Raw genomic sequence first — 21,549 nt, 5'->3', positions numbered from 1 at the left:
CGCCCGGCAGTGCTGCTTCTAATAAATGTAAGTGCCGCATAGGTCAGGCCGCTTGGATTGAAAAACGATAGCCGGCACCGCGAACGGTTTGTACCAGATGGTCGTAGTCGGACCCCAAGGCCTTTCGTAACCGCCGGATGTGAACATCAACGGTGCGCTCCTCGACATAGACGTTGCCACCCCAAACCTGATCCAACAGTTGAGTACGAGTATAAACCCGCTCCTGGTGCGTCATAAAAAACTGAAGTAAACGGTATTCGGTCGGCCCTATATTGAGAGGGCCGGCAGGCGTAGAAACGCGATGGCTGACGGGGTCGAGTATCAGACCCTCGACGTCGATCGGGCTATCTACACCGGCAGGGGTTGCCCTGCGCAATACGGCTTTAAGGCGAGCGACCAACTCCCTTGGGCTGAATGGCTTGGTGATGTAATCGTCAGCGCCAACTTCAAGCCCCTGGATTTTGTTGTCTTCCTCAACCTTCGCCGTGAGCATGATGATGGGGATATCGGCGGTGGCCTCGTCTTTTTTCAGGCGCCGGGCGAGCTCGACCCCGCTGGTGCCGGGCAACATCCAATCCAGCAGAATTAAGTCGGGTTGTTTATCGACGATCAGCGTGTGCGCTTCGAGGGCGTCGGCAGCCTCCAGGCAATTGTAGTCGGCCATCTCCAATGCGACGGCAATCATTTCTCGGATTGACGCTTCGTCGTCAACAATCAGCACAGTTTTTCCAGTCATGAGCTTCAACCTGTATCAAGCGGCGGAGTCCGTTTGTCGCTCCTAGTATTGTTACCGACCCATTACAACGCGCCTAGGTTACAAGTTTATGACAAGAGCGGGTGGTTACAGCGCTAAGTCGAGAATTAAGCCGACGAACACGGCAAACCCGGCCCAATTGTTGTTCAAAAAAGCTTTGAAACAACCGTCCCGGGCGCGATCCTTTGCCAGATACTGCTGGTAAACGAACAAACAGGCCATTACCACCAAGCCCAGATAATAGAAACTACCGAGATCAGCCTGCCTGCCAACCATAATCAATACCAGAACCACCAGGGTCTGAAGTACCGCAAGTATGGTGCGATCGGCTTCACCAAACAGAACAGCGGTCGATTTGATCCCCACTTTTAAATCATCATCGCGATCCACCATGGCATAGAACGTATCGTAAGCGACAGTCCAGAGCACGTTTGCAGTAAACAGCAGCCAGGTGAGTTGGCTGAGATCATTGGCTTCGGCGGCCCAGGCCATCGGGATGGCCCAGCTGAATGCAGCCCCAAGAAACAGCTGGGGTAGGTGGGTGTAGCGCTTCATGTACGGGTAAATGAATGCGAGAATCGCGCCGCCAAACGACAGGTACAAGGTGAGCGAGTTAGTGAACAGTACCACCATCAGAAACGAGATAAGGCAAAGGCCGCCGAACAGCGCGATGGCTTCCCAGGCTTGGATGCGACCGGTGGTCAGTGGGCGGTCTTGGGTACGCTCCACGTGTCGGTCCCACTCCCGATCGGCGAAATCATTAATCGCACATCCCGCTGCTCGCATCATGAACACACCGAGCGTGAATATAATAACGTTGGCCATGGATGGGCTGCCATCGCCGGCCAGCCAAAGCGCCCAGTAGGTCGGCCATAGCAGTAACAGGGTGCCAATAGGACGGTCGATACGAAGCAGCTTCGCATAATCGATTAAGCGTGCTTGAACGTGCTCAGGCAGAGCATTCTGCAACATGGTGATGATCATCCGTTCGTCGAGCGTAGGGGTGGAGGGCTGATTATAGCCACCAGTGCGGTGGCGGTTAAAGCGGATGGTCCGATTGATACAGTGCGGGCAAGAGAAACTCACAGACCATGAGGGCTGTTTGGTCGCAATGGAAGAGCGAGCGGCGGGCCAATTTGGGTTGGCTGGCGAGTTCAGGTTGGCAGAGTCCGGTTTCTAGCGGGCCGCGCTCCCAATCGGGGCTGCTGAACAGGTACGCGCCCAAGGGTTTGTTGCCAAGGTTCAACAGGCGTCGGCCAAGGCCTTCAAGACAGCTGACCGGAATGATGGTGCGAGCGAGTACCCAAGGCTGACCATCTCCGCATAGCTGGACTTCCCGGATCCAGGCTTTTTGACGGCGGGGAATGGATAGGCGCCGAGCTTCTTCGTCAGACGGCTCGGTGAACCCTTCCCGGATAACATCTACCTGAAAGCTTGCGCGGCATTTTTTCTGCAGTGCTTTGGTAAATGAACCTTCCACCTGCAACCAGTGGCAAGCCGGGCCGTAAACATCCGGGTTTTGGAGGCCAGCAGCCGCCAGTGATCGGTACCATTGGGTAGGGGGGATGCTTAGCCCGGGCGCTGTATCAAAGTCCTTTGACAGCATAAATACCGGGGGCGTTACGCCAGTACCCTTTGTAGTCCATGCCGAAGCCGAACAGGAAGCGGTCTTCGACCGACATGCCGGTGAAGTCGGCTTTCAAATCGGGTTTGGCCTTGCGGTTGTGGTCTTTGTCGACCAGAACGGCGGTCAAAACTTCACGGGCACCGTGTGCCTTGCAGTAATCGGCGATTGCACACAGGGTGGTGCCTTCGTCCAGAATGTCGTCGACAATCAGTACGGTGCGATCTTTCATGTCGGCTTCGGGCTGAAGCTTCCATTCCAGGATGCCTCCGGTGGTTTCCTGTCGGTAACGGGTGGCATGCAGATACTCAGCTTGAACAGGGAAATTAAGCCGGGGCAGCAACTGGCCGGTCAGAATAAGACCACCATTCATGACGCAGAACAACAGCGGATTGCTGTGTTTCAGGCGATCAGTAATCTCTTTCGCCATGTTGTCGATTGCTGTGTTGACTTGCTGGTCATTCACTAGGCAGTCAGCTTCAGCCATGACTTGGTTCATTTCGGCGACGGTATCGGTCATAACGGTCGGTCCTGTCTCAAAACGGCAGATTATACCGAACCGAGAGGTCTGAAGGGAGAGCGGATCGCGTGATCGTTATGTGTAATTACAGCTATTGGCCGGTAAAGTGACGAAGCTCGTCGCATCCGGCATTGGTCGGTGGGTGAGAGGCGGTTATGATGACCCCTGTCTTCAGATTGAGGCAATGGCGAGTCATTCGCTATTTTGAGTTTATGATTTATTGCTGTATTGTCTGACAGGTTTTTGCCGGGATATTTTGATTGAGGAATGATTATGAAGAAGTGGCAGTGTGTGGTTTGCGGGCTGATTTACGACGAAGCGGAAGGCTGGCCGGAAGACGGTATCGAGCCCGGAACGCTTTGGGAAGATGTGCCAGAAGATTGGGAATGCCCGGACTGCGGCGTGGGTAAGGAAGACTTCGAGATGATCGAAATCAGCTGATAAACGGAGCACAGCCATGTCACAACCAGCACCCATTATCATTGTCGGAACCGGACTCGCCGGATATTCGTTGGTGAAAGAGCTGCGCAAGCTCGATAAAGAAACGCCGGTCATTATGATCACCGCCGATGATGGTGTGAGTTATTCCAAACCGATGCTTTCGACAGGTTTTACCAAAGGCAAAGATGCCGATGGTCTGGCTCAGGCTGAAACGGCAGCCATGTCGGAACAGCTGAACGTTACGGTGCGCACGTATAGTACCGTGACGGGTATTGATACCGAGAGTCATGAGTTGATCTTGGGTGATGAGCGTTTGAGGTATGGCAAATTGGTGCTGGCTTGGGGCGCAGATGTGGTTCGCTTGGGCATCGAGGGAGATGGCCAGGAGCATATCCATTCCATTAATGATCTGGTTGATTACCGCGCGTTCCGAAATGCTCTGCACGGTGGTAAGCGCGTTGCCATCATGGGGGCGGGTTTGATTGGTTGCGAGTTTGCCAACGATCTGCGTAATGGTGGCTATGAGGTGGATGTGATTGCACCGGATGCCAACGTAATGCCCAGTCTGTTGCCCGAAGCAGCTGCAAAAGCGGTTCAGCATGAACTGACCGAGTTAGGCGCGCGTTTTCATTTGGGGACCGTAGTCGATCGTGTTGATCGCCAAGAGCAAGGCGTAAGCTTAACGCTTGGCAACGGGGTTCAATTGGATGCCGATTTGGTGGTCTCAGCTGTGGGCCTTCGCCCACGAGTTGAATTGGCGAAAGCGGCTGGTTTGAACGTTGGCCGCGGCATCACAGTGAATCGTGCTTTGGAAACCTCGGCTCCAGATGTTTTTGCACTGGGAGACTGCGCAGAAGTAGATGGCCAGGTTTTGTTATACGTTCTTCCTTTAATGGCGAGCGCGCGGGCACTGGCAAAAACTCTGACGGACCAGCGAACGGAAGTGCGCTACGGCACCATGCCTATTATGATCAAAACTCCGTGTTGCCCAACCGCTGTGTGCCCGCCGCCAAAAGGCGCCGAAGGCGAATGGCAGGTCGAGCAAGAGGGCTCCGACGTGAAAGCCGTGTTCAAGGCTGCCTCGGGCGACATCCTCGGGTTTGCTGTGACCGGTCGATTTGCTGTTGAAAAGCAAGCATTGTCGAAACAGGTGCCGCCCATCCACCAAGAATAAGAGAGAGGTGACCGAGGCGCTGGGGTTGGCTGGGAACGATTCTTTTCCCGAATAGCATTGCGTAAAACCGGCGCCTGAGGTAGAAAACTATTCGTAAGCTAAGGAGCTGCGAAAAGCTCTCGAATGACGGGACAGGAGTGGGCATGCTGGAAGTAACCAAGAAACTGGTGGAATTGCTGGATTTATCGCCGATCGGAGATGATCATTTCCAAGGGGACAGTGAAGACCTGGGATTTCCCCATGTTTTTGGCGGACAGGTGTTGGGGCAAGCCTTGATGGCGGCGAGCCGTACCGTTGAAGACCGGCTTTGCCACTCTTTGCATGCTTATTTCCTGCGCCCCGGTAATCACAGGATGCCCATCGACTACGAAGTTCAGAGGGTTCGGGATGGCGGTTCTTTTGCTGTACGTCGGGTTATTGCCCGCCAGGATGGAAAGGAGATTCTGACTGGCTCGATGTCCTTTCAGACGGCTGAAGAGGGGTTGAGTCACCAGTTCGAGATGCCCGATGCGCCCGCGCCAGAGACGCTACGCTCCGAACAGGACTTGGGCAAGATGATTGCCGATAAGGTGCCGGAAAAGATCCGCGGCATGCTCTCTCGTGATCGCCCCATTGAAATACGCCCGGTCAACCCGGACAATCCGTTCAACCCTCAGAAACGGCCGCCATATCGGCAGAACTGGTTCCGCACCGCCGGGCCTCTGCCGAACGATCCGGTATTACATCGCTGTCTGCTGACCTATGCCTCGGATTTCAGCTTCCTGGGCACCTCAATGGCCCCTCATGGCCGTTCGTTCATGAACAAGAATATGCAGGTGGCGAGCCTTGACCATTCGATCTGGTTCCACCGGGATTTTCGGATGGATGAGTGGCTGTTGTACGACAAAGACAGCCCGAGTTCGTCAGGCGGCCGTGGCTTCAATCGGGGTAATTTCTACACGCGGGATGGTGTGTTGGTGGCATCAACCACTCAGGAGGCGCTGATCCGCGAGCGACAGGGCTGATCTGCCAGCCACTCGATTACCTCCTCAAATGGCAACGGCCGGTTCAGAAAGTACCCCTGGATCTGGTCGCAGCCCATGTCTGACAGCAAGTTGAGGGTGGCTTCGTCCTCGACCCCTTCGGCCACGACGGTATACCCCAAACTATGACACATGTTGATGGTGGTCTGAACGATCACCCGGTCTTCTTTTCGATCCGATAAGTCTGTGATGAGTGACCGGTCAATCTTGATCTCTTTGGCGGGCAACTGTTTGATGTAAGAGAGTGATGAATAGCCGGAGCCAAAGTCGTCAATCGACAAAGGAATGCCAGCTTGGTTGAGTGAGTTCAGGGCTTTCAGGGAATTCGCCGGATCTTGCATCATCGAGGTTTCGGTGACCTCGAAAATGATCGATCCAAGATGAGACGGGCAGTGCTTCATTTGCTGACGGACAAACAGCGCAAAATCCGGCTCTCTCAAATTATTCGGTGAAATGTTCACAGCGATGCTTACCTGGTTGCCAAGTTCGACAAGCCGTTCTCTCATTTTCAGCGCTTCTAATATCACCCAGCGAGTCAGCGGTTTGATCAGGCCGCTCTGCTCGGCGACGGCAATAATTTCATCAGCGAATACGCTTTGCTCTCGGCCACGCCAGCGCAGCAGTGCTTCAAAACCAATGATCTCGCGGGTTTTGAGTGCAAGTTTGGGCTGTAAGTACAACGCCAGCTCATTGTTGTCGATGGCATGGCGTAGTTCGGAGACAAGCGTTAGCCGATCTGCGCTGTAGGAGTCACGTGATGGCTTGTAGAAAGCCAGGCCGCGCTCGATGGCCCGGCCCGAGCCTTCGGCTATGGCCGCCCTGCGTATGAGGGTGTTAGCGTCGTTGCCATTTTCAGGGTGTACTGCGATGCCAAGGCGGGGCTCGAGCGGCACTTCCATGCCGAGAAACTCGACGGGCCATCGAACCTCGTCCAGGCTTTGGATCAACTTTCGTTGGGTTGTAGCGGTTTGGTCGGCATCAACGATGCAAGCAAAGGTTTGTGGGTCGAAGTGGGCCAGGTAAAAATCGGTGGTGCTACTGGTTTCGATTATTTGTGCACCGGGTACTTCGCGCGCAACAGCATTGAAGTGCTTCGATGCTCTCATCAGGATGGCGTCGGTGTTGCGATGGCCCAAGGTCTTGGTCACTGGGTCTAGATTGTTGAGATGCAGTAAAACGACGCCATAGCGTTTGCCGGGGTTATTCTGGATCAGCTCGTTCAGTAGCATTTCGAAACTGCTGCGGTTCGGTAGCCCAGTCAGCGGGTAGTGAAGGGCTTGATCCATCAGCTTTAATTCCGCTGAGCGTCGAGCTTCCAGGGCCTTGAATTCGGCGTCTCTGGCGGTGAGTCTATCTTGTCGCTCATGGTAGAGTCGTGAAGCCAAAGCAAGGTTCAGCAATAGGGCTTCCAGAACAGAGCCGATTTGCATGCCATAGGCGGTGAGAAAACTGTTGGGAATGAACCCCATTTTGTTGGCCCCTGTGATCGCGCTGCCCAGAGTCAAAGCTCCCCATGCCATGGTGTAGTAGGACGCTTGCGGGTTGCCTCTGTACCACTGGATAGGCCCGAGAATGGTCAGAAACAGACAGCTGGGAATCGCAAAGGCCACATCCAACCGGATGGCTGTGCTGTAGTCGCCCAACAAACTGAAACCTGCTAAGCCAAAATTCAGCCCGATGACTAGCATCAGGAGCCGGTTTAGGAGCGGACTCGATTGTTTCAGTCTCAAGAAGACGGCAGAAAACATGCAGGAGAAAGCGACCGCAAGTGGCACAACCACCGCCATCGCGACGCTCTGGATGTCGGGGCTGCGAGGCCAAAGGAGTTGGTAAGTGCTGCCGTTCAGGCTGCCAATCAAGATTAGGTAGCCTGATGTTGAAAGTACATATAGCAGGTAGACGGGTTCCCGGAGGGCCAGGAAGACAAACAGGTTGAAACAAATGATGGTTAGCAGGATGCCGTAGTAACCCGCGTGCAACTGAGTTTCAATGGAAGTATGTTCGAAGTAGTGCTGGCGATCCCATAGTTTGAGGGGGATCTGCATCGCGCCTTGAGTCTGAGCTCGAATCAGAATGTTGTACTGACCGTCGGTTTGTAGGCGGAGCGGAAACAGAAAAAGCGGGTGCTGAATCACTCTTTCAGAGAACAGCTTTTGATCACCTGTGCTTTCCTGTTGGATCAGCTTGTCACCATCAAAGACGTAAAGATCGATGTAATCGAGCGCGGGGTAGCTGATTTCAACCAGTTGGTCACTGGCGGGTTTGGATACCTTGAACCGCAGCCAAATCTGATCCTCTGTGTAGCCAAAATTGGCTGTGCGTTCCGGCAGTCGCTGCCAGCGACCTGTTTCTAGAAGGTCCGAAGCCGTAACCTCGATTTCCGGGGCCAAGCGCACATAATCCATGTCCGGAATATAAGACGAGCTGGCTGCGAATGCTGAAGACAAGGCTGCCAGCATTAACAATAGAATTCCCAAACATTGTGCCGAGTTCAGTAGTTTCACGCGTCGCCGCTCTTATCATTCTTATCGTTCTGCATCGAGTATGAACGCTACAAGGTGGCGGCTCAAGCTGGAATGTGTAGCGATTGACGCCTGATAAATGCCCTTCAGAGTTCTTTTGCCCATTGGCTGGCCCATTCCACTGCTTCAGCTTCCGGCTCAAGTGTTTCCAGAGCATCTATTTTAAGCGTCTCACCTACTTTACGAGCGCAGGTTTCGTAAAGAGCTTCTTCCATCAAATCGCCGGCGCCACAGTAAGTGTCGCCATAAGAGCTGTCGCCGAGCACGATAATGCCGAACGGCCGGCCGGGCTGTTGGGGTAGCTGCTCTTTGAGGTCGACATAGAAAGGCAGAAGATTGGGTGGCAGTTCGCCTTGGCCGGTGGTCGACGTACAGACCAAAAGAGCGTCGTTATTAGTGGTGATGTCGTCAAGGCTGGGCGATTCCAGCACGGATACCTGATGGCCTTCTGGCTCCAGCGTTTCTTTGATGGTTTTGGCCGTTTGAAGTGCGCCGCCATAGACGCTGCCTGTCAGGATGCGGATTGCTGCCATGATCTTGCCTTTATTTGAGAGTGGAGCTTGGTGCGTGGCGAGATCATAGCGGTGGTGATGAATGCACTCAAGTCGGAGATACCTGCACTTTATCTTGGCTACGAACGCGGGGGGAGATTCGGTTTCTGCCACTCTCTTTGGCGGTATAAAGCTGCACGTCGGCCTGTTTCAGTAGCTCGTTAATTGAGGTCGCGTTGGAAATTGAACAAACACCGGCACTGAGGGTGACCGGCACCGTCGTTTCATTGTGTGTGAATGCGGTGCTTGCTATCTCGGATCTCAGCCGTTCGGCTAAAGCAAGAGCTTGCAGTAAAGTGGTGTCTGGCAATAACAGCATAAATTCCTCGCCGCCCCAACGGGCCGCCACATCGGTTTGCCGAGTGACTCCGTGAGTCACTTCCGCAAAGCGTTGAAGGACTTTATCTCCGGCATCGTGACCGTGGTTGTCGTTGACCTGTTTGAATAAATCCAGATCGATCAGAACGATGGAAAAATGATGTCCAGCCCTCTGGTAGCGCGAAAATTCGGTGTTTAGCCGTTTCAACATCTCCCGGCGGTTGGCCAGGCCGGTCAATTCATCTGTGCGGGCAGCATGTTCGTGCGCCTGTGCAAAGCTGACCAGTTTATTCCGCGCGGACTGACGTGTTGCTTCAAGAACAAAACAAAAAATGGATTCGAAGGTGAGGGTGGCGAAAAAACGAATCTTGAAGTCATTGTTGTAAGTTGCGGTGATGCCGGGCAAGTCGGGAAACTGGAATACGATGAGCGCGGCGAGATAGCAGAACAGCAGAATGGCGGTACCGGCTTTTAGGCTGGTTAGAAAAAACAGTAAAGGTGGCAAGGCATAAAACCAGAGCGGGCCGGTGCTGCTTTCACCGCCGGTGGCGATCAGGTAAGACAGTAAAATGGCGACAAAGGTGAGTAAGCCGGCTTTTTGGGTGTCCCGGTTACCGGTGTGAGCGAACCAGATCATGTTCAGGAAAATTGGTAGGCTGAAAAACCAGAGTATAGCGCCGTGAGTCGTGTTGCCGGAGTACCAGGCCTTGGTGCCAATACCGAATAAAAACAGCAACGCCATCACCGACACACCGGTCAGTAAGCGAGATACTTGTTGCTCTTCATGTTCAGTCGAGAGCGCTTGGCTAAGTGTTAGGTCTTCATGCATTTGTGTTGTACTTATTGACACATTTTTGCCCAGTATGGGCCAAAAGAACTGAAGATTGGAGCGCAACTTGACTACAATGTGAAGGATGACCGGAAACGCACTTTTGTTTCATTTTTGAGGCAAAAATTTTATAGTGCGCGGCCGATGATCTGTCAAACCCATAATGGTTAAAGAGAGCATAGCGCTTATGGCACGTTCCAGCGGTTATCTGGATACCCTTCTTAGCAGCCCAACGACCGAACGGTATCGCGTGGGGTTGAGTTTGCTCTTTCTACTTGGTGTCTGGTTGGTGGTTGGCTCGTTCGCCCATGACCTGCCCAACGGTATGTTATTGATGGCAGCAGCCGTGATTGGTGGTTACATGGCCATTAATATCGGTGCCAACGATGTTGCCAACAATGTAGGGCCGGCAGTAGGCTCCGGTGCGCTATCTTTGGGTGCAGCGGTTATTCTGGCGGCTCTATTCGAAGCAGCGGGCGCACTCATTGCGGGTGGCGATGTGGTTTCGACCATCAAAGGTGGCATCATTGATCCCACATCGCTGGAGGATCCCCGTGCGTTTGTCTGGTTAATGACGGCGGCTCTTTTGGCGGGTGCTCTCTGGTTGAACCTGGCCACCTGGATGGGCGCTCCGGTATCTACGACTCACTCGATTGTTGGTGGTGTTCTGGGTGCGGGTATCGCGGCCGGGGGCTGGCAGATCGCTGACTGGGCGGTGATGGGCAAAATTGCCGCGAGCTGGGTTATCTCCCCGGTCTTGGGTGGCCTGTTGGCGGCGCTGTTTTTGTACGTCATTAATAAAACCGTTCTATACCGCCAGAATCTGGTGTCGTCAGCCCGCACGTTTGTGCCTTGGCTCGTGTCGATTATGGCCTGGGCCTTTACCACGTATCTGATGGTCAAAGGCGTTAAGAAAATTGTAAAGGTCGACATTGTCGATGCGTCGTTGATTGGTCTGGCGGTGGCCGCTGCGGTCTTCTTTGCAATGCGAGGTCTGGTGAGTCGTCGTGCTGCTACCATGGAGAACAGCACAGACGGTGTAAACACTCTGTTCACATGGCCTCTGATCTGTGCCGCAGCCTTGCTCAGCTTTGCGCACGGTGCCAACGACGTGGCCAACGCGATTGGCCCTCTGGCAGCCATTAACGATGCCATTCAAGCCGGCGGCGGCGTGGTAACCTCCGCAAGCATCCCGCTTTGGGTTATGTTGGTCGGTGCTTTGGGGCTTGCCGTTGGTTTGATGTTGTTCGGCCCGCGCTTGATTAAAACCGTGGGTAGCGAGATAACCGAGCTGGATAAAACCCGTGCCTTTTGTATTGCCTTGTCGGCTGCTTTGACGGTTATTCTGGCATCGCAGTTGGGGCTCCCTGTGAGCTCGACCCACATCGCCATCGGTGGTGTGTTTGGGGTCGGCTTCCTTCGGGAATACTTGAAATCCAATTACGCGACCCAGTTGCACAAGATCATTGAAGCGCACGAGCCGGCCGATCAGGAGCGTCTGAAGCCGTTTCTGGATGACTTCCGCAATGCCACATTGGAAGAGATGGAAAGCTTGCTGAAACGCGCTAAAAAGAAGAAGCAGCAGGTACCGCTGTCTAAATCCGAGCGTAAGCGTCTTAAGAAGATCTACAAAGAAGAAATGGTAAAACGCTCTCACCTGACACGGATTGCAGCGGCGTGGATCATCACTGTGCCAGCATCGGCGTTGATGGCAGCCTTCCTGTTCTTCGCACTACGGGGCATCATGGTCTGATCGCTGGCGGGGCTGGTTAGTGCCCCGCGCTTTAGCCATACTATAGACAGTGCGTTTGTGGGGTCGCTTTGTCCCGCAGCTATTTACTTTCGGGAGTTAGGAATGAGTTCATCTGTTGAAAGTCATCAGGCGAAGATAATTGGAGAGCTGAGAGTTTTCATCAAGAAAGTTCTGAGTGATCCAACGATTGCGGTCAAGTCGGTAGATATCGCTCGCAATTATAAAGGCCAAGCCGACGCTGAAGAGTTGATCGCGCGCGAGATCAGCGCCAATACGACGATTCGTATACCGGAAGCCTGGAGTGATGCGGATAAGATGTTTTTAGAGATCCTGCACGAAGTGCTGGATGACGAAGACGCGCTTTACTGATTCCCTTCCCGGTCAGTCCGGAAAAGGCTGTCAGGGTATCGTTCCTGACAGCTTATCGCTTAATGCCTTATCTGATTTTAGCTTGAGCTGGTTTTAGCACGGCGTTCGCCATTTGGTAGAGAATGTCGATCTCGTCCGCAATGCCTTCCGAGTGGGACAGTTCTATCTGTTCTTTGAGAATGTCTTCCAAAATTTCGGGCGTGGTCAGCGGGTTGGCGAGTACCACCCGGAACACAATGCACGGAAAGCGGTAGTAACGTGCGGGTTCCAGTCGGGTTCGGGAAACAAAAGCTTTACCGTGTTCACGCTGGGTTTTCTGAATAAACTTAGTGATTCGGTTCAGGCAGCTGTTCATTTTCTCGGCTTGCAGCTCGTCGGCTACCGCCAACGCTTCTTGGACAATATCGGGACAGTAACGATAGGTCAGGATATTCAGTTCGGGCTCTGTGACCAGTTCGAAGTCTGATTCTGTGGTGATCATGTCCGCGAACAGCTTCGCTTTTTCGATGCCCTGATCGATCAGGATTTCATACCCTTCACGGGCCAAAATTTTCAGGCCGGAATGAATCAGCATGGACATGCCCGGGCGTGAGCCTTCGAGCGTGGTGCTGCCCAAATCACGTGAGCCCTTCCGAATGATGTACTGAGCATGATGCTCAACCGCACTCGCGAGGCTGGGGTCTTTGAACACTACCAGGCCTGCGCCCATCGGCACGTAGAGTTGTTTGTGGGCGTCGAAGGTAACCGAATCGGCTTTTTCGATGCCGCGCAGCAAACCTCTGTAGGTGCGAGAGAACAGTGTTGGCCCGCCCCAGGCCGCATCCACGTGAAAGTGTGCACCGAACTCCCGAGCGATATCAGACATGGCATCAAGGGGATCGACATTGCCGGTTTCGGTGGTGCCAGCAACGCCACAGATCGCCATGACTTTGATTTTTTGCTTTTGCAGTTCAAGGCACTTGTCACGCAGAGCGTCGGTCTGGATACAGTTGTTGTCGTCGGTTTCAACAGCAACCAGTGCGTCTCGGCCCAAACCCAGTACATCGGCCGCTTTACGCAAGGAATAATGTCCGCGCTTTGAAACGACGATGGCGGCGCCTTCGTAGCCGTAGTATTTCAGTGCCCGGAATAACCCTTCTTCGTGTAAGCCGCGGAAGCTGCCTTCGGCCGGGAAGGCGCGGTTGCGGGCGACCCAAAGCGCGGTGAGGTTGGCGACGGTTCCGCCGGAGCACATAGCGCCTAGAGAGTGGCGGGGATTGTGCATCCATTTCCGGTAGAAAGAGCCGTCTTGTTCGTACACCAGTCGGTGAATCATCCCCAATACCTGGCGCTCCATTGGCGTGAACGCTTTGGAGGTTTCGGTTTTGACCAGGTTCTGGTTCAGGGCGATCATAATCTTGGACAGCGGCAGCATGAAGTAGGGCAGTGCTGAGGTCATGTGTCCAATGAAAGCCGGGGATGCGGTGTGTACGGAGTTGGCAACCAGTTTGTCGAGTAGAAATTGGGCTTGCTCGGAAACGAAAACGGGCTTTTCCGGGATGGCAGAATCAGCGAAGTTCTTTTCTACCTCAGACAGGTCCCGCTCGACAGCGACGATGTGTTCCTGGAGGAAACCAGCGAGATTTCGGGAGATGTTCTGGTCGATGCGGCTCAGCGTGGACTCCGGCGCTTCGGGCACCGTAAACACGCGATACATGGCCTCGACTGAGGCTTGGGCGGATTTTTTGTTTCCGGTCATAGAGCCACACACTTTCAGTAATTGTCCGAGGGTTGGTTCCGGAAACCCTACGGATGAGGGGCCAGGCTAGGCCTGACACATGTACTTCTGACCTGTCTGGTAGTAGGTCATATGTCCCTGAGGGGCCGTAGTATAAGGCTTGATCCGCGTTGACGCTATGCCTTCAGTGCTCGCGGTTCTCTGAGAGTGGGTGAAGTCAGAGTATTTCCCGGTGGATGTCGAGTATTGCGGCGTCGATGCGGTCCTGAATGTCTTTTTCGACTTGGTCGAGGCGTTGGGTGATCGGCTGGGGGGAGTCGCCAAGGGCTGCGATGGTCCAGGTGGCGCAGTCGAGGGCGTCGTGGTCGGCGGTTTCGCTGACGGCTAGGTCGGGTTCTTTACCCCAGATAGCTTTCATGGCAGCGAAGGCTTTGCGTTTGGCTTTTAGGTCTTCGCAGCCGTAGAGCTGGAAGTGCAGGATAAGTAGGCCTACGTGGGGGGTGATGGTGTGTGGCTGTTGTTTTGGGGTTTTGCCTTCTTTTAATAGCTTTCTCAGGGATTCAGACATTTTGGATTCCGAGTTTCGGTGCATGAACCGGCAAGGGATGGCTTTCCAAAAACCGCTCCCTCGGCACATCTATGTGGCGCTTCTGCTTCGCCATCCATGGCTTCGCACATTTTTGGAAAGTCATCCCTCGCCGGTTCGCGAACATATTAAGTGGAGTCCCTAGGCAATCCGGATAGACAGGAGGTTTCCTGGAGCCGGTGAAGGAGTCCTGAAATAAGCCCTAGCCTACTATAGGCGTTGCCCGTTTGATAATGGCTGCGGCGTTGGTGCCGGACGGGAGGTTGCCGTAGTTCATGCCACCGTTGTTTTGCAGTCGGGAGGCGCAGAAGGCGTCGGCCACGTTGTGGTTGCCGAAGCGAAGCAGTACGGATGCTTGCATGGCGAGAGCAAGGCGGTCGACGAGGTTTCTAGCGCGGTACTGGAAGTCGCAGATGTCGGAGAAATCGGCTTGCAGTTGGGCCAGAAACTGGTCGAATCGGCGGTCGGTACCTTTGGCTTCGGCGGCCTCTTTGAAGAAGGCGTCGAGGGTTTCGGGTTCTTTTTGGATCGCGCGTAGGGTGTCCAGGCATTGGACGTTGCCGCTACCTTCCCAGATGGCGTTGACCGGGGATTCCCGGAACAGTCTGGGCATGATGCAGTCTTCCATTACGCCGCTGCCGCCGATGCATTCCATGGCTTCGTAGGCGTGGTTTGGGGTGCGCTTGCAGATCCAGTATTTGCCGACGGGGGTGGCCAGTCGGGCAAGCAGGCGTTCGTGTTCGTTGTTCTGGTTGTCCAGTGCCCTTGCAACTCGCATGGTGTAGGCGAGGGCGGCTTCGTTTTCGATGGTCAGATCGGCCAGCACGTTTTGCATCAGGGGCTGGTCGCTCAGGCGGGCTCCGAAGGCACTGCGGTTGTGGCAGTGGTGGGCGGCTTGAGCGACGGCTTGGCGCATGCCGGCAGAGCTGCCGATCATGCAGTCGAAGCGGGTCATGGCAACCATTTCGATGATGGTTGGTACGCCGCGGCCTTCTTCACCAACCATCCAGGCCATGGCTCCGCGCAGTTCAACCTCGCTGGAGGCGTTGGCGACGTTGCCCATTTTGTTTTTCAGCTGTTGAATTTGCCACGGGTTTTTGCTGCCGTCGGGGCGCCATCGGGGCATCAGGAAGCAAGACAGGCCGTTGGTGGTTTGGGCGAGTACCAAGAAGGCATCGCACATTGGAGCAGAGACAAACCATTTGTGGCCCACCAGTTCGTAAGCTCGTCCGGGGCCTTCGGTTCCGATTGGGTAAGCGCGAGTGGTGTTGGCGCGCACGTCGCTGCCGCCTTGTTTTTCGGTCATCGCCATGCCGATGGTGACGGCGGTTTTCTCGCGGTCGGGCAGGTTACGGCCGTCGTAGGCGTTGGTCAGAATTTTGGGTTCCCAAAGCTTCGCCAGTTCCGGTTGTTTGCGGATCGACGGGATTGCGGCGAAGGTCATGGTGATGGGGCAGCAGTGTGCGGCTTCTACTTGCGAGTGCATGTAGTATTTTGCGGCCCGGGCTACGTGGGCCCCTTGGCCGGGGTTGGCCCAAGGTGAGCTGTGCAAGCCGTTTTCCAATGCTGCGGTCATCAGTTCGTGGTAGGCCGGGTGAAAGGCGACCTCGTCGATCCGGTGGCCGTAGCGGTCATGGGTGCGAAAGCTGGGCTTGTTGTGATTGGCCTGATGGCCGAGTTCGATGGTGTCGGCTTTTCCGGCCCAGGCACCAAAGCAGCTTAGGCTGTCGCTGGCGTGGGCAGCGCCTTCCCGTAATACGGCTTCCTGCAGGGCGGTGTCTTGCTCGAACAGATTGTAACCGGCCAGCTCGTTTGGCTGGTTGAGCACCTCGTGGGTGGCGGCCAGGTAGCGATCCGTTCGGGGGGTACCGGCGCTGTGATCGCGGGTGATGTCTAGCGGCTTGCTCATACTTAGCTCCTGGTGCCGGTCAACCCCCTCACGCAGTAGCGGACGATGGTGTTGATCAGCGCTTCTTGATCGGTTTTTGTTGTTGGCAGTGAGGCTGTCTGCGCCAGCGAAAGCGGTCCCACTAGTGATTCGGATATGGCGCCTACCAAGCAGGTGCTGGTGATGCGGGCATCCTGTTCGGGTATAGAGCCTTCTGCGATACCTTCCTGAATGGTTTGTTCAAACAGGCTAGCGTAGGCTTTTCTGTATAACAGTCGTTCTTCTTCAACTTTCGGGTCAACCGGTTCGGCAATCATTGCCCACGCCCGGGTGGGGCCTTTTAGGGCACGTCTGGCGAACTGGCACAAGGCGTTGTTTAATCGGTGAACGGCATCGCCTTCCACGGACAGCGCTTCGGCCACCTTATCGACTTCACGCTGCGTAGCCAGCCGGAAAATTTCGGCAAACAGGTCTTCGCGGGACTCGAAATGGCGGTAGATAGTGCCGGTTGCTACGCCCGCCAAATTTGCAATGGTCGTGATTCGAGCACTGCGGAACCCGTTTTCAGCCACGCACTGAGACGTGCATTTAAGAATGTTTTGGCGCGCTTCGGCTTTCCGTTGCCGCATTTTGTCCGTTTCACGATAGGCCATACTGTATTTCCAAGTAGTGAATCACGATTCATTTTTTGTGTCAATTTAAGACTGCTCAGATGCCGTTAATTATGGCCTATAAAATCAATAAGTTAATATTGTTTACAAAATGTTACATCAAACCTTGATGGTGTGAGTTGGCCGGCATGACCGCAGGCCTGCACCAAGCCGCTCGCGAGGTGTATGATGGGGCCTCTTCTCATGGTTTCATGTTCAGGAGGTTACCTGTGTCAAAGCCCCGCCTGCCGCTTTCCGGTCGAAGCTTTCCGTTTACCCGTCCGCGTCGTAATCGCGCCAGTGATTTTTCTCGCCGTATGGTTCGTGAGAACCAGCTGACTCCGGACAATCTAATCTATCCGGTGTTTGTACTGGAAGGAGAAAACCAGCGGGAAGCCGTTCCTTCCATGCCTGGGGTCGAGCGTCTGAGCATTGATTTGCTGGTAGAACAGGCGGCAGAACTGGTGGAGCTGGGTATTCCGGCGATCGCGCTGTTCCCGGTGGTACCTGTGGAGCATAAGAACCTGTCGGGCTCGGGCGCTTGGGATTCCGATGGTTTGGCGCAGCGCGCGGTACGGGCGTTGAAAAAAGCACATCCTGAGTTGGGTGTCATCACCGACGTGGCACTGGATCCGTTCACTACTCACGGCCAAGACGGCATCATCGATAACGACGGCTACGTGTTAAACGATGTCACTGTAGAGGCGTTGGTCAACCAGGCACTGTCTCACGCTGATGCGGGCGCCGATGTGGTGGCGCCGTCAGACATGATGGACGGCCGGGTTGCGGCGATTCGTGAAGCGTTGGAGTCGGCCGGTTACGTAAATACCCGGATTCTGGCCTATTCTGCCAAGTATGCGTCGAGTTATTACGGCCCGTTCCGGGACGCGGTCGGTTCAGCGGGTAATCTGGGCAAAAGCAATAAATCGACTTACCAGATGGATCCCGCGAACAGCGATGAAGCCATTCACGAAGTTGTCATGGATTTGGCGGAAGGTGCTGACATGGTGATGATCAAGCCTGGCATGCCGTATCTGGATATTGTGCATCGCGTTAAAACGGAGCTTCAGGTGCCGACGTTTGTGTACCAGGTGAGTGGTGAATACGCCATGCACATGGCCGCTGCGCAAAACGGCTGGCTTGATGGCGACGCGGTGATGATGGAAAGCCTGATGGCGATGCGCCGTGCAGGTGCTGATGGCATTCTCACCTATTTTGCAGTGCGAGCAGCGAAATTGATGAGAGATCGTCAACGAGCGTAAAACTCGAGCAGGCCGTTCGCGATGGATAGGGAAGCAGAGAACGATGACAACTGAAATAACAACAGCAAAATCAATCACCAGCGATGACCTGAGTGTGCCCGCGCCTGTAGCGGTGCCTCCGGTTGGCGAGCAGATTAATCTGGATGCGAGTGAGAACTGGTTTAACCGGGAGTTGAGTCAACTTCAGTTTAACTACCGGGTTTTGAAGCAGTCCATGGATCCGGCGCATCCGCTGATTAATCGTCTGATTTTTTGCTGTATTTTCAGTAGTAATCTGGATGAGTTTTTCGAAATCCGGGTTGCCGGCTTGCGTGAACAGTTGGAGTACGGGCGGGAAACCGTCGGTGCTGATGGTATTCAGCCGGAACAGGCGTTGGCGGAAATCAGTCGTGTTGCCCATGAGTACATCGAAGAGCAGTACGACATTCTCAATAACGTGTTGTTTCCGGAACTGGAAAAAGAAAACATCCACTTCATACGACGTCGTGAATGGACCGCTGCGCAAGCCGAATGGGTCAGAAACTACTTCGATGAGGAAATTCTGCCGGTGGTCAGCCCGATCGGACTCGACCCCTCGCACCCGTTTCCGCGCTTGGTTAACAAGAGCCTGAACTTTATTGTGGAACTGGATGGCAAAGATGCTTTTGGTCGCGAGACCGGCATGGCGATTTTGCCCGCTCCACGTTCCTTGCCCCGCTTGGTTCGGCTTCCGGATGAGGTTTGTGACGGTGGCGAGAATTTGGTGTTCTTGTCATCGATGATCCACGCCCACGCTGATGAGCTGTTCCCGGGTATGGAAGTGAAGGGCTGCTATCAGTTCCGTCTGACCCGCAACGCGGATTTGGAGCTTGAAGACGATCTGGAAGATCTGGCTTCCGCACTTCGGGGTGAGTTGTTGAGTCGCCGTTTTGGTGACGGTGTGCGTTTAGAGGTGGCCGATAACTGTCCGGAAGAGTTGGTGCACTTCCTGTTGCGAGAGTTTGGTCTTGGGGAAAGAGATCTCTATCGTGTAAACGGGCCGGTAAACTTGACCCGGCTGCTTGCAGTGAGTGGTTTGGTTGAACGCCCGGATCTGACCTATTCCAGTTTTTCAGCGGCCATCCCACGGCAAATACGCAGCAAAGACTCGATGTTCGACGCGATTCGGAAGCGCCCGATTCTGTTGTCGCACCCGTTCGAAAACTTCAGTTCGGTCGTGGATTTACTGCGTCAGGCAGCGAAAGACCCTCAGGTCTTGGCGATCCGGCAAACGCTCTATCGGGCGGGAACCGGATCAGAAATTGTTGAAGCGTTGGCCGATGCGGCTCGTCGCGGCAAAGAAGTGACGGCGGTGGTGGAGCTAAGGGCGAGGTTCAGCGAAGCAGAGAACCTTGAGCTCGCCAGCCGGCTGCAGGAGGCTGGTGTCATCGTGGTGTATGGGGTAGTCGGCTACAAGACCCACGCCAAGATGCTGCTGATTGTGCGTCGGGAAGAGGGCAAGTTGTCCCGTTATGTGCATTTGGGTACCGGCAACTATCACGCCGGGAACGCACGGTTATACACCGATTACAGCTTCATGACCTGTGACGAATCCATTGGTGATGATGTTAACAAGCTGTTCCAGCAACTGACCGGCATGGGTAAGGCGCTGAAGATTAAAAAGTTGTTTCATGCGCCGTTTTCCATGCACAAGCGCTTGATTAGTCTCATCGAGCGGGAGTCCAGCTACGGCGAAGACGGGCGCATTATTTTCAAATTTAATGCACTGACTGATGCCCAGTTGATCAAGGCCCTTTACCGTGCCTCGCAGGCGGGTGTTCACATTGATCTGATTGTTCGGGGTATTTGCTGTTTGCGCCCCGGTGTACCCGGATTATCGGACAACATACGAGTGCGCTCCATTGTCGGGCGTTTTTTGGAGCACACGCGTATATACTACTTCGAAAACAGAGGTAAGCCGGATGTTTACTGCGCCAGTGCCGATGGCATGGAGCGAAACATGCTTAGCCGTATCGAAGTAGCGTTTCCAATTGAAGAGCCCGCTTTGATCGCGCGCTTGCAGGAAGATCTAGAGGCTTACCTTGCCGATAATTGCCAATCATGGATGTTGCAGCCCGATGGCAGCTACATCCCGAACCAGCCTGCGGAGGGTGAACCTCGAGTGGCGGCGCAGCTGGTTTTACTGGAAAAGCTGACGGGCAAATCCAGCTCATAGTTACTAGGCGATTAACAAACACTCACTTCGCTTTGTGCGAAATAGGAAAGATACGTTGAAATTGAACAAATGGACGATGATTGGCTCAGCCGTTTTGCTGGTTGCGGGTGTGGCACCTTGGGCCGTGGGCTACGTGACAGAGCAACAATGGCTAGAGGCAACCGAGGAGGTAAACCAGTCGCAGCCGTTTGTTCGATTAGAAACAACGCGTTATCAGCGGGGCGTTTTCAGTGCCCAGGCCAGCGGTACACTAGCCCTGATTGATCCGAAAACCGGTGAGACCGATCAGATCGGTTTCGAGGTAGCCATATCCCACGGTGTAACTGGAAGTTTGTTGGATTTCAGTCCGAATGGGGGCTGGCAGCACGAGGGTGTTCAATGGCTTGAGGATGAAGAGCCAAGCTTGACCCTGGAAACCCGACTTTGGGGCTCAGCTGTTATCGAACTTCAGACCCCACCGGTTGTATTGGAACAATCAGACAGGCCTGAGACGGTCAGCGCCAGTGGCGGTTTCGCCCGGGTAGACGTAAGCCGTATGGGCGAGCAGGCCGAGGTATTAATGGTATGGCCGGAGTTGAGCATTCTTGGTCCTCGGGCTGATGTAAAGCTTCAGGACTTGCACGTAGAACAGAACATGTCGCTGCTCAGTGGTGATGTTTGGACCGGTACAGGCTCCGTGACGTTGGGGGCTTTGGTGGTTGATAGTGCCGAAATCCCTGCTTTATCGGTTAGCAACGTTTCGTTTGAGACTCTCAGTGAAGCCAGCAACAGCGGCCAGACGCTTGATTCAGAGGCGGTTTTGGCGGTGGAGGCGGTCAGCGTGAACGATGAGGCGTATGGTCCGCATCGTGTGGCGGTGTCGGTTGATCATTTGGATGTGGCTAGCTGGAACGATTTCAGTTCGGCCATGACGGATATGCAGTTGATGGCAATGGATGCGGGGGCAGATCCGCGCTCGGCCTATGAACAGCAAATGGCCTTGATGCAGCGGTTTAACGAGTCGGTGCGGGGGTTGGCGGCAAGCGGCTTCTCGGTGGGTATTCGGGAATTGAGTCTGGATACGCCGGAAGGTGAAGTTCAGGGCTCTTTGGATATCTCGCACCCGGAGCTTTCCGAGGATGAGCGCACCAATATGCTGATGGTGATGCAGCGTTTGAAAGGCTCGGTCAACTTGACGATGCCCTTGGCGCTAGCAGAGAAGGATCCGGCCGTACGGATGCAGTTGTCGCCTTTGGTCAAGCAAGGGTTGTTCGTACGTGATGGTGATGAGTTGGTGATGAACGGCCAGATGAAGGATTTGGTTCTGGACATTAACGGCGTTCAGATTCCTCTGCCGCCGTTGCTTTAAGGCTGTCTTGGCACCACCGTTGGTCGG

At 54.4% G+C, this 21,549-nt stretch carries 19 protein-coding genes; 8 read left to right on the top strand and 11 right to left on the bottom strand.

Annotation, left to right across the window (positions count from 1 at the left end):
• Positions 1 to 43: 43 nt before the first annotated feature.
• From phoB to K5L82_RS12930, 4 genes are all read right to left on the bottom strand, one after another.
• Positions 44 to 736, bottom strand: a complete 693-nt coding sequence (gene phoB / locus K5L82_RS12945; protein ID WP_133007197.1) for a phosphate regulon transcriptional regulator PhoB — start codon at positions 734 to 736, stop codon at positions 44 to 46.
• Between the two features lie 105 nt (positions 737 to 841).
• The gene (gene ubiA / locus K5L82_RS12940) at positions 842 to 1,738 is read right to left on the bottom strand and encodes a 4-hydroxybenzoate octaprenyltransferase (RefSeq protein WP_207924310.1); all 897 of its coding nucleotides are present in this window, start codon (positions 1,736 to 1,738) and stop codon (positions 842 to 844) included.
• 55 nt (positions 1,739 to 1,793) lie between these two features.
• Positions 1,794 to 2,360, bottom strand: coding sequence for a chorismate--pyruvate lyase family protein (locus tag K5L82_RS12935; RefSeq protein WP_223134424.1), 567 nt, complete (start codon positions 2,358 to 2,360; stop codon positions 1,794 to 1,796).
• Positions 2,341 to 2,898 carry a hypoxanthine-guanine phosphoribosyltransferase gene (locus tag K5L82_RS12930; protein WP_223134423.1) on the bottom strand — a complete coding sequence of 186 codons (558 nt, stop codon included), beginning with the start codon at positions 2,896 to 2,898 and terminating at the stop codon, positions 2,341 to 2,343. The genes K5L82_RS12935 and K5L82_RS12930 overlap by 20 nt, the downstream gene beginning before the upstream one ends.
• Before the next feature lie 273 nt (positions 2,899 to 3,171).
• Between K5L82_RS12930 and K5L82_RS12925 the strand changes: the two genes are divergently transcribed.
• From K5L82_RS12925 to tesB, 3 genes are all read left to right on the top strand, one after another.
• The gene (locus K5L82_RS12925; protein ID WP_133007201.1) at positions 3,172 to 3,339 is read left to right on the top strand and encodes a rubredoxin; all 168 of its coding nucleotides are present in this window, start codon (positions 3,172 to 3,174) and stop codon (positions 3,337 to 3,339) included.
• Positions 3,340 to 3,355: 16 nt separating this feature from the next.
• Positions 3,356 to 4,513, top strand: coding sequence for an NAD(P)/FAD-dependent oxidoreductase (locus K5L82_RS12920; RefSeq protein WP_223134422.1), 1,158 nt, complete (start codon positions 3,356 to 3,358; stop codon positions 4,511 to 4,513).
• Between the two features lie 143 nt (positions 4,514 to 4,656).
• The gene (gene tesB, locus K5L82_RS12915) at positions 4,657 to 5,517 is read left to right on the top strand and encodes an acyl-CoA thioesterase II (RefSeq protein ID WP_223134421.1); all 861 of its coding nucleotides are present in this window, start codon (positions 4,657 to 4,659) and stop codon (positions 5,515 to 5,517) included.
• Here the strand turns inward: tesB and K5L82_RS12910 are convergent.
• The 3 genes from K5L82_RS12910 to K5L82_RS12900 all read right to left on the bottom strand — a co-directional run bounded on the left by K5L82_RS12910 (position 5,484) and on the right by K5L82_RS12900 (position 9,755).
• Complete coding sequence (locus K5L82_RS12910) at positions 5,484 to 8,039, bottom strand: EAL domain-containing protein (protein ID WP_316933396.1); 2,556 nt, start codon at positions 8,037 to 8,039, stop codon at positions 5,484 to 5,486. The genes tesB and K5L82_RS12910 overlap by 34 nt on opposite strands.
• Positions 8,040 to 8,143: 104 nt before the next feature.
• Complete coding sequence (locus K5L82_RS12905) at positions 8,144 to 8,590, bottom strand: flavodoxin (RefSeq protein WP_223134420.1); 447 nt, start codon at positions 8,588 to 8,590, stop codon at positions 8,144 to 8,146.
• A gap of 67 nt (positions 8,591 to 8,657) precedes the next feature.
• Complete coding sequence (locus tag K5L82_RS12900; RefSeq protein WP_223134419.1) at positions 8,658 to 9,755, bottom strand: GGDEF domain-containing protein; 1,098 nt, start codon at positions 9,753 to 9,755, stop codon at positions 8,658 to 8,660.
• A 187-nt stretch (positions 9,756 to 9,942) separates the two neighbouring features.
• Here K5L82_RS12900 and K5L82_RS12895 point away from each other — a divergent pair, with 187 nt between their 5' ends.
• Together K5L82_RS12895 and K5L82_RS12890 are read left to right on the top strand one after the other, a co-directional pair.
• Positions 9,943 to 11,508, top strand: a complete 1,566-nt coding sequence (locus K5L82_RS12895; protein ID WP_223134418.1) for an inorganic phosphate transporter — start codon at positions 9,943 to 9,945, stop codon at positions 11,506 to 11,508.
• 102 nt (positions 11,509 to 11,610) lie between these two features.
• Entirely contained in the window at positions 11,611 to 11,877 is a 267-nt protein-coding gene (locus K5L82_RS12890; RefSeq protein WP_133007207.1) for a hypothetical protein, read from the top strand.
• A 67-nt stretch (positions 11,878 to 11,944) separates the two neighbouring features.
• On the opposite strand, the gene panP is transcribed toward K5L82_RS12890, so the two are convergent.
• From panP to K5L82_RS12870, 4 genes are all read right to left on the bottom strand, one after another.
• A complete protein-coding gene (gene panP, locus K5L82_RS12885) occupies positions 11,945 to 13,615 on the bottom strand; it encodes a pyridoxal-dependent aspartate 1-decarboxylase PanP (protein ID WP_133007208.1) in 1,671 nt (556 codons plus the stop codon).
• A 196-nt stretch (positions 13,616 to 13,811) separates the two neighbouring features.
• Positions 13,812 to 14,162 (bottom strand): DUF503 domain-containing protein, encoded by a 351-nt coding sequence (locus K5L82_RS12880; protein WP_223134417.1) that lies wholly within the window; start codon positions 14,160 to 14,162, stop codon positions 13,812 to 13,814.
• Positions 14,163 to 14,382: 220 nt separating this feature from the next.
• Positions 14,383 to 16,089, bottom strand: a complete 1,707-nt coding sequence (locus tag K5L82_RS12875) for an isovaleryl-CoA dehydrogenase (protein ID WP_223134416.1) — start codon at positions 16,087 to 16,089, stop codon at positions 14,383 to 14,385.
• Between the two features lie 2 nt (positions 16,090 to 16,091).
• The gene (locus K5L82_RS12870; RefSeq protein ID WP_133007211.1) at positions 16,092 to 16,721 is read right to left on the bottom strand and encodes a TetR/AcrR family transcriptional regulator; all 630 of its coding nucleotides are present in this window, start codon (positions 16,719 to 16,721) and stop codon (positions 16,092 to 16,094) included.
• Between the two features lie 227 nt (positions 16,722 to 16,948).
• Here K5L82_RS12870 and hemB point away from each other — a divergent pair, with 227 nt between their 5' ends.
• Genes hemB through K5L82_RS12855 form a run of 3 tightly spaced genes read left to right on the top strand, consistent with a single transcriptional unit; the run spans position 16,949 to position 21,522 of the window.
• Positions 16,949 to 17,980: a porphobilinogen synthase gene (gene hemB / locus K5L82_RS12865; protein ID WP_316933395.1), complete on the top strand. Its 1,032-nt coding sequence runs from the start codon at positions 16,949 to 16,951 to the stop codon at positions 17,978 to 17,980.
• A gap of 43 nt (positions 17,981 to 18,023) precedes the next feature.
• A complete protein-coding gene (gene ppk1 / locus K5L82_RS12860) occupies positions 18,024 to 20,174 on the top strand; it encodes a polyphosphate kinase 1 (protein ID WP_223134415.1) in 2,151 nt (716 codons plus the stop codon).
• 55 nt (positions 20,175 to 20,229) lie between these two features.
• A complete protein-coding gene (locus K5L82_RS12855; RefSeq protein WP_223134414.1) occupies positions 20,230 to 21,522 on the top strand; it encodes a DUF945 family protein in 1,293 nt (430 codons plus the stop codon).
• The last annotated feature ends 27 nt before the right edge of the window (positions 21,523 to 21,549 follow it).

It is taken from the genome of Marinobacter sp. AL4B, from assembly GCF_019916045.1.
In the GTDB taxonomy this organism is placed as follows: Bacteria; Pseudomonadota; Gammaproteobacteria; order Pseudomonadales; family Oleiphilaceae; genus Marinobacter.
This window is presented reverse-complemented; position numbering and strand designations above follow the sequence as displayed.

Bases quoted from the DNA above. Each gene is read 5' to 3' on its own strand.
- phoB (WP_133007197.1), bottom strand. From the start codon at position 736: ATGACTGGAAAAACTGTGCTGATTGTTGACGACGAAGCGTCAATCCGA.
- ubiA (WP_207924310.1), bottom strand. From the start codon at position 1,738: ATGATCATCACCATGTTGCAGAATGCTCTGCCTGAGCACGTTCAAGCA.
- K5L82_RS12935 (WP_223134424.1), bottom strand. From the start codon at position 2,360: ATGCTGTCAAAGGACTTTGATACAGCGCCCGGGCTAAGCATCCCCCCT.
- K5L82_RS12930 (WP_223134423.1), bottom strand. From the start codon at position 2,898: ATGACCGATACCGTCGCCGAAATGAACCAAGTCATGGCTGAAGCTGAC.
- K5L82_RS12925 (WP_133007201.1), top strand. From the start codon at position 3,172: ATGAAGAAGTGGCAGTGTGTGGTTTGCGGGCTGATTTACGACGAAGCG.
- K5L82_RS12920 (WP_223134422.1), top strand. From the start codon at position 3,356: ATGTCACAACCAGCACCCATTATCATTGTCGGAACCGGACTCGCCGGA.
- tesB (WP_223134421.1), top strand. From the start codon at position 4,657: ATGCTGGAAGTAACCAAGAAACTGGTGGAATTGCTGGATTTATCGCCG.
- K5L82_RS12905 (WP_223134420.1), bottom strand. From the start codon at position 8,590: ATGGCAGCAATCCGCATCCTGACAGGCAGCGTCTATGGCGGCGCACTT.
- K5L82_RS12900 (WP_223134419.1), bottom strand. From the start codon at position 9,755: ATGCATGAAGACCTAACACTTAGCCAAGCGCTCTCGACTGAACATGAA.
- K5L82_RS12895 (WP_223134418.1), top strand. From the start codon at position 9,943: ATGGCACGTTCCAGCGGTTATCTGGATACCCTTCTTAGCAGCCCAACG.
- K5L82_RS12890 (WP_133007207.1), top strand. From the start codon at position 11,611: ATGAGTTCATCTGTTGAAAGTCATCAGGCGAAGATAATTGGAGAGCTG.
- panP (WP_133007208.1), bottom strand. From the start codon at position 13,615: ATGACCGGAAACAAAAAATCCGCCCAAGCCTCAGTCGAGGCCATGTAT.
- K5L82_RS12880 (WP_223134417.1), bottom strand. From the start codon at position 14,162: ATGTCTGAATCCCTGAGAAAGCTATTAAAAGAAGGCAAAACCCCAAAA.
- K5L82_RS12875 (WP_223134416.1), bottom strand. From the start codon at position 16,089: ATGAGCAAGCCGCTAGACATCACCCGCGATCACAGCGCCGGTACCCCC.
- K5L82_RS12870 (WP_133007211.1), bottom strand. From the start codon at position 16,721: ATGGCCTATCGTGAAACGGACAAAATGCGGCAACGGAAAGCCGAAGCG.
- ppk1 (WP_223134415.1), top strand. From the start codon at position 18,024: ATGACAACTGAAATAACAACAGCAAAATCAATCACCAGCGATGACCTG.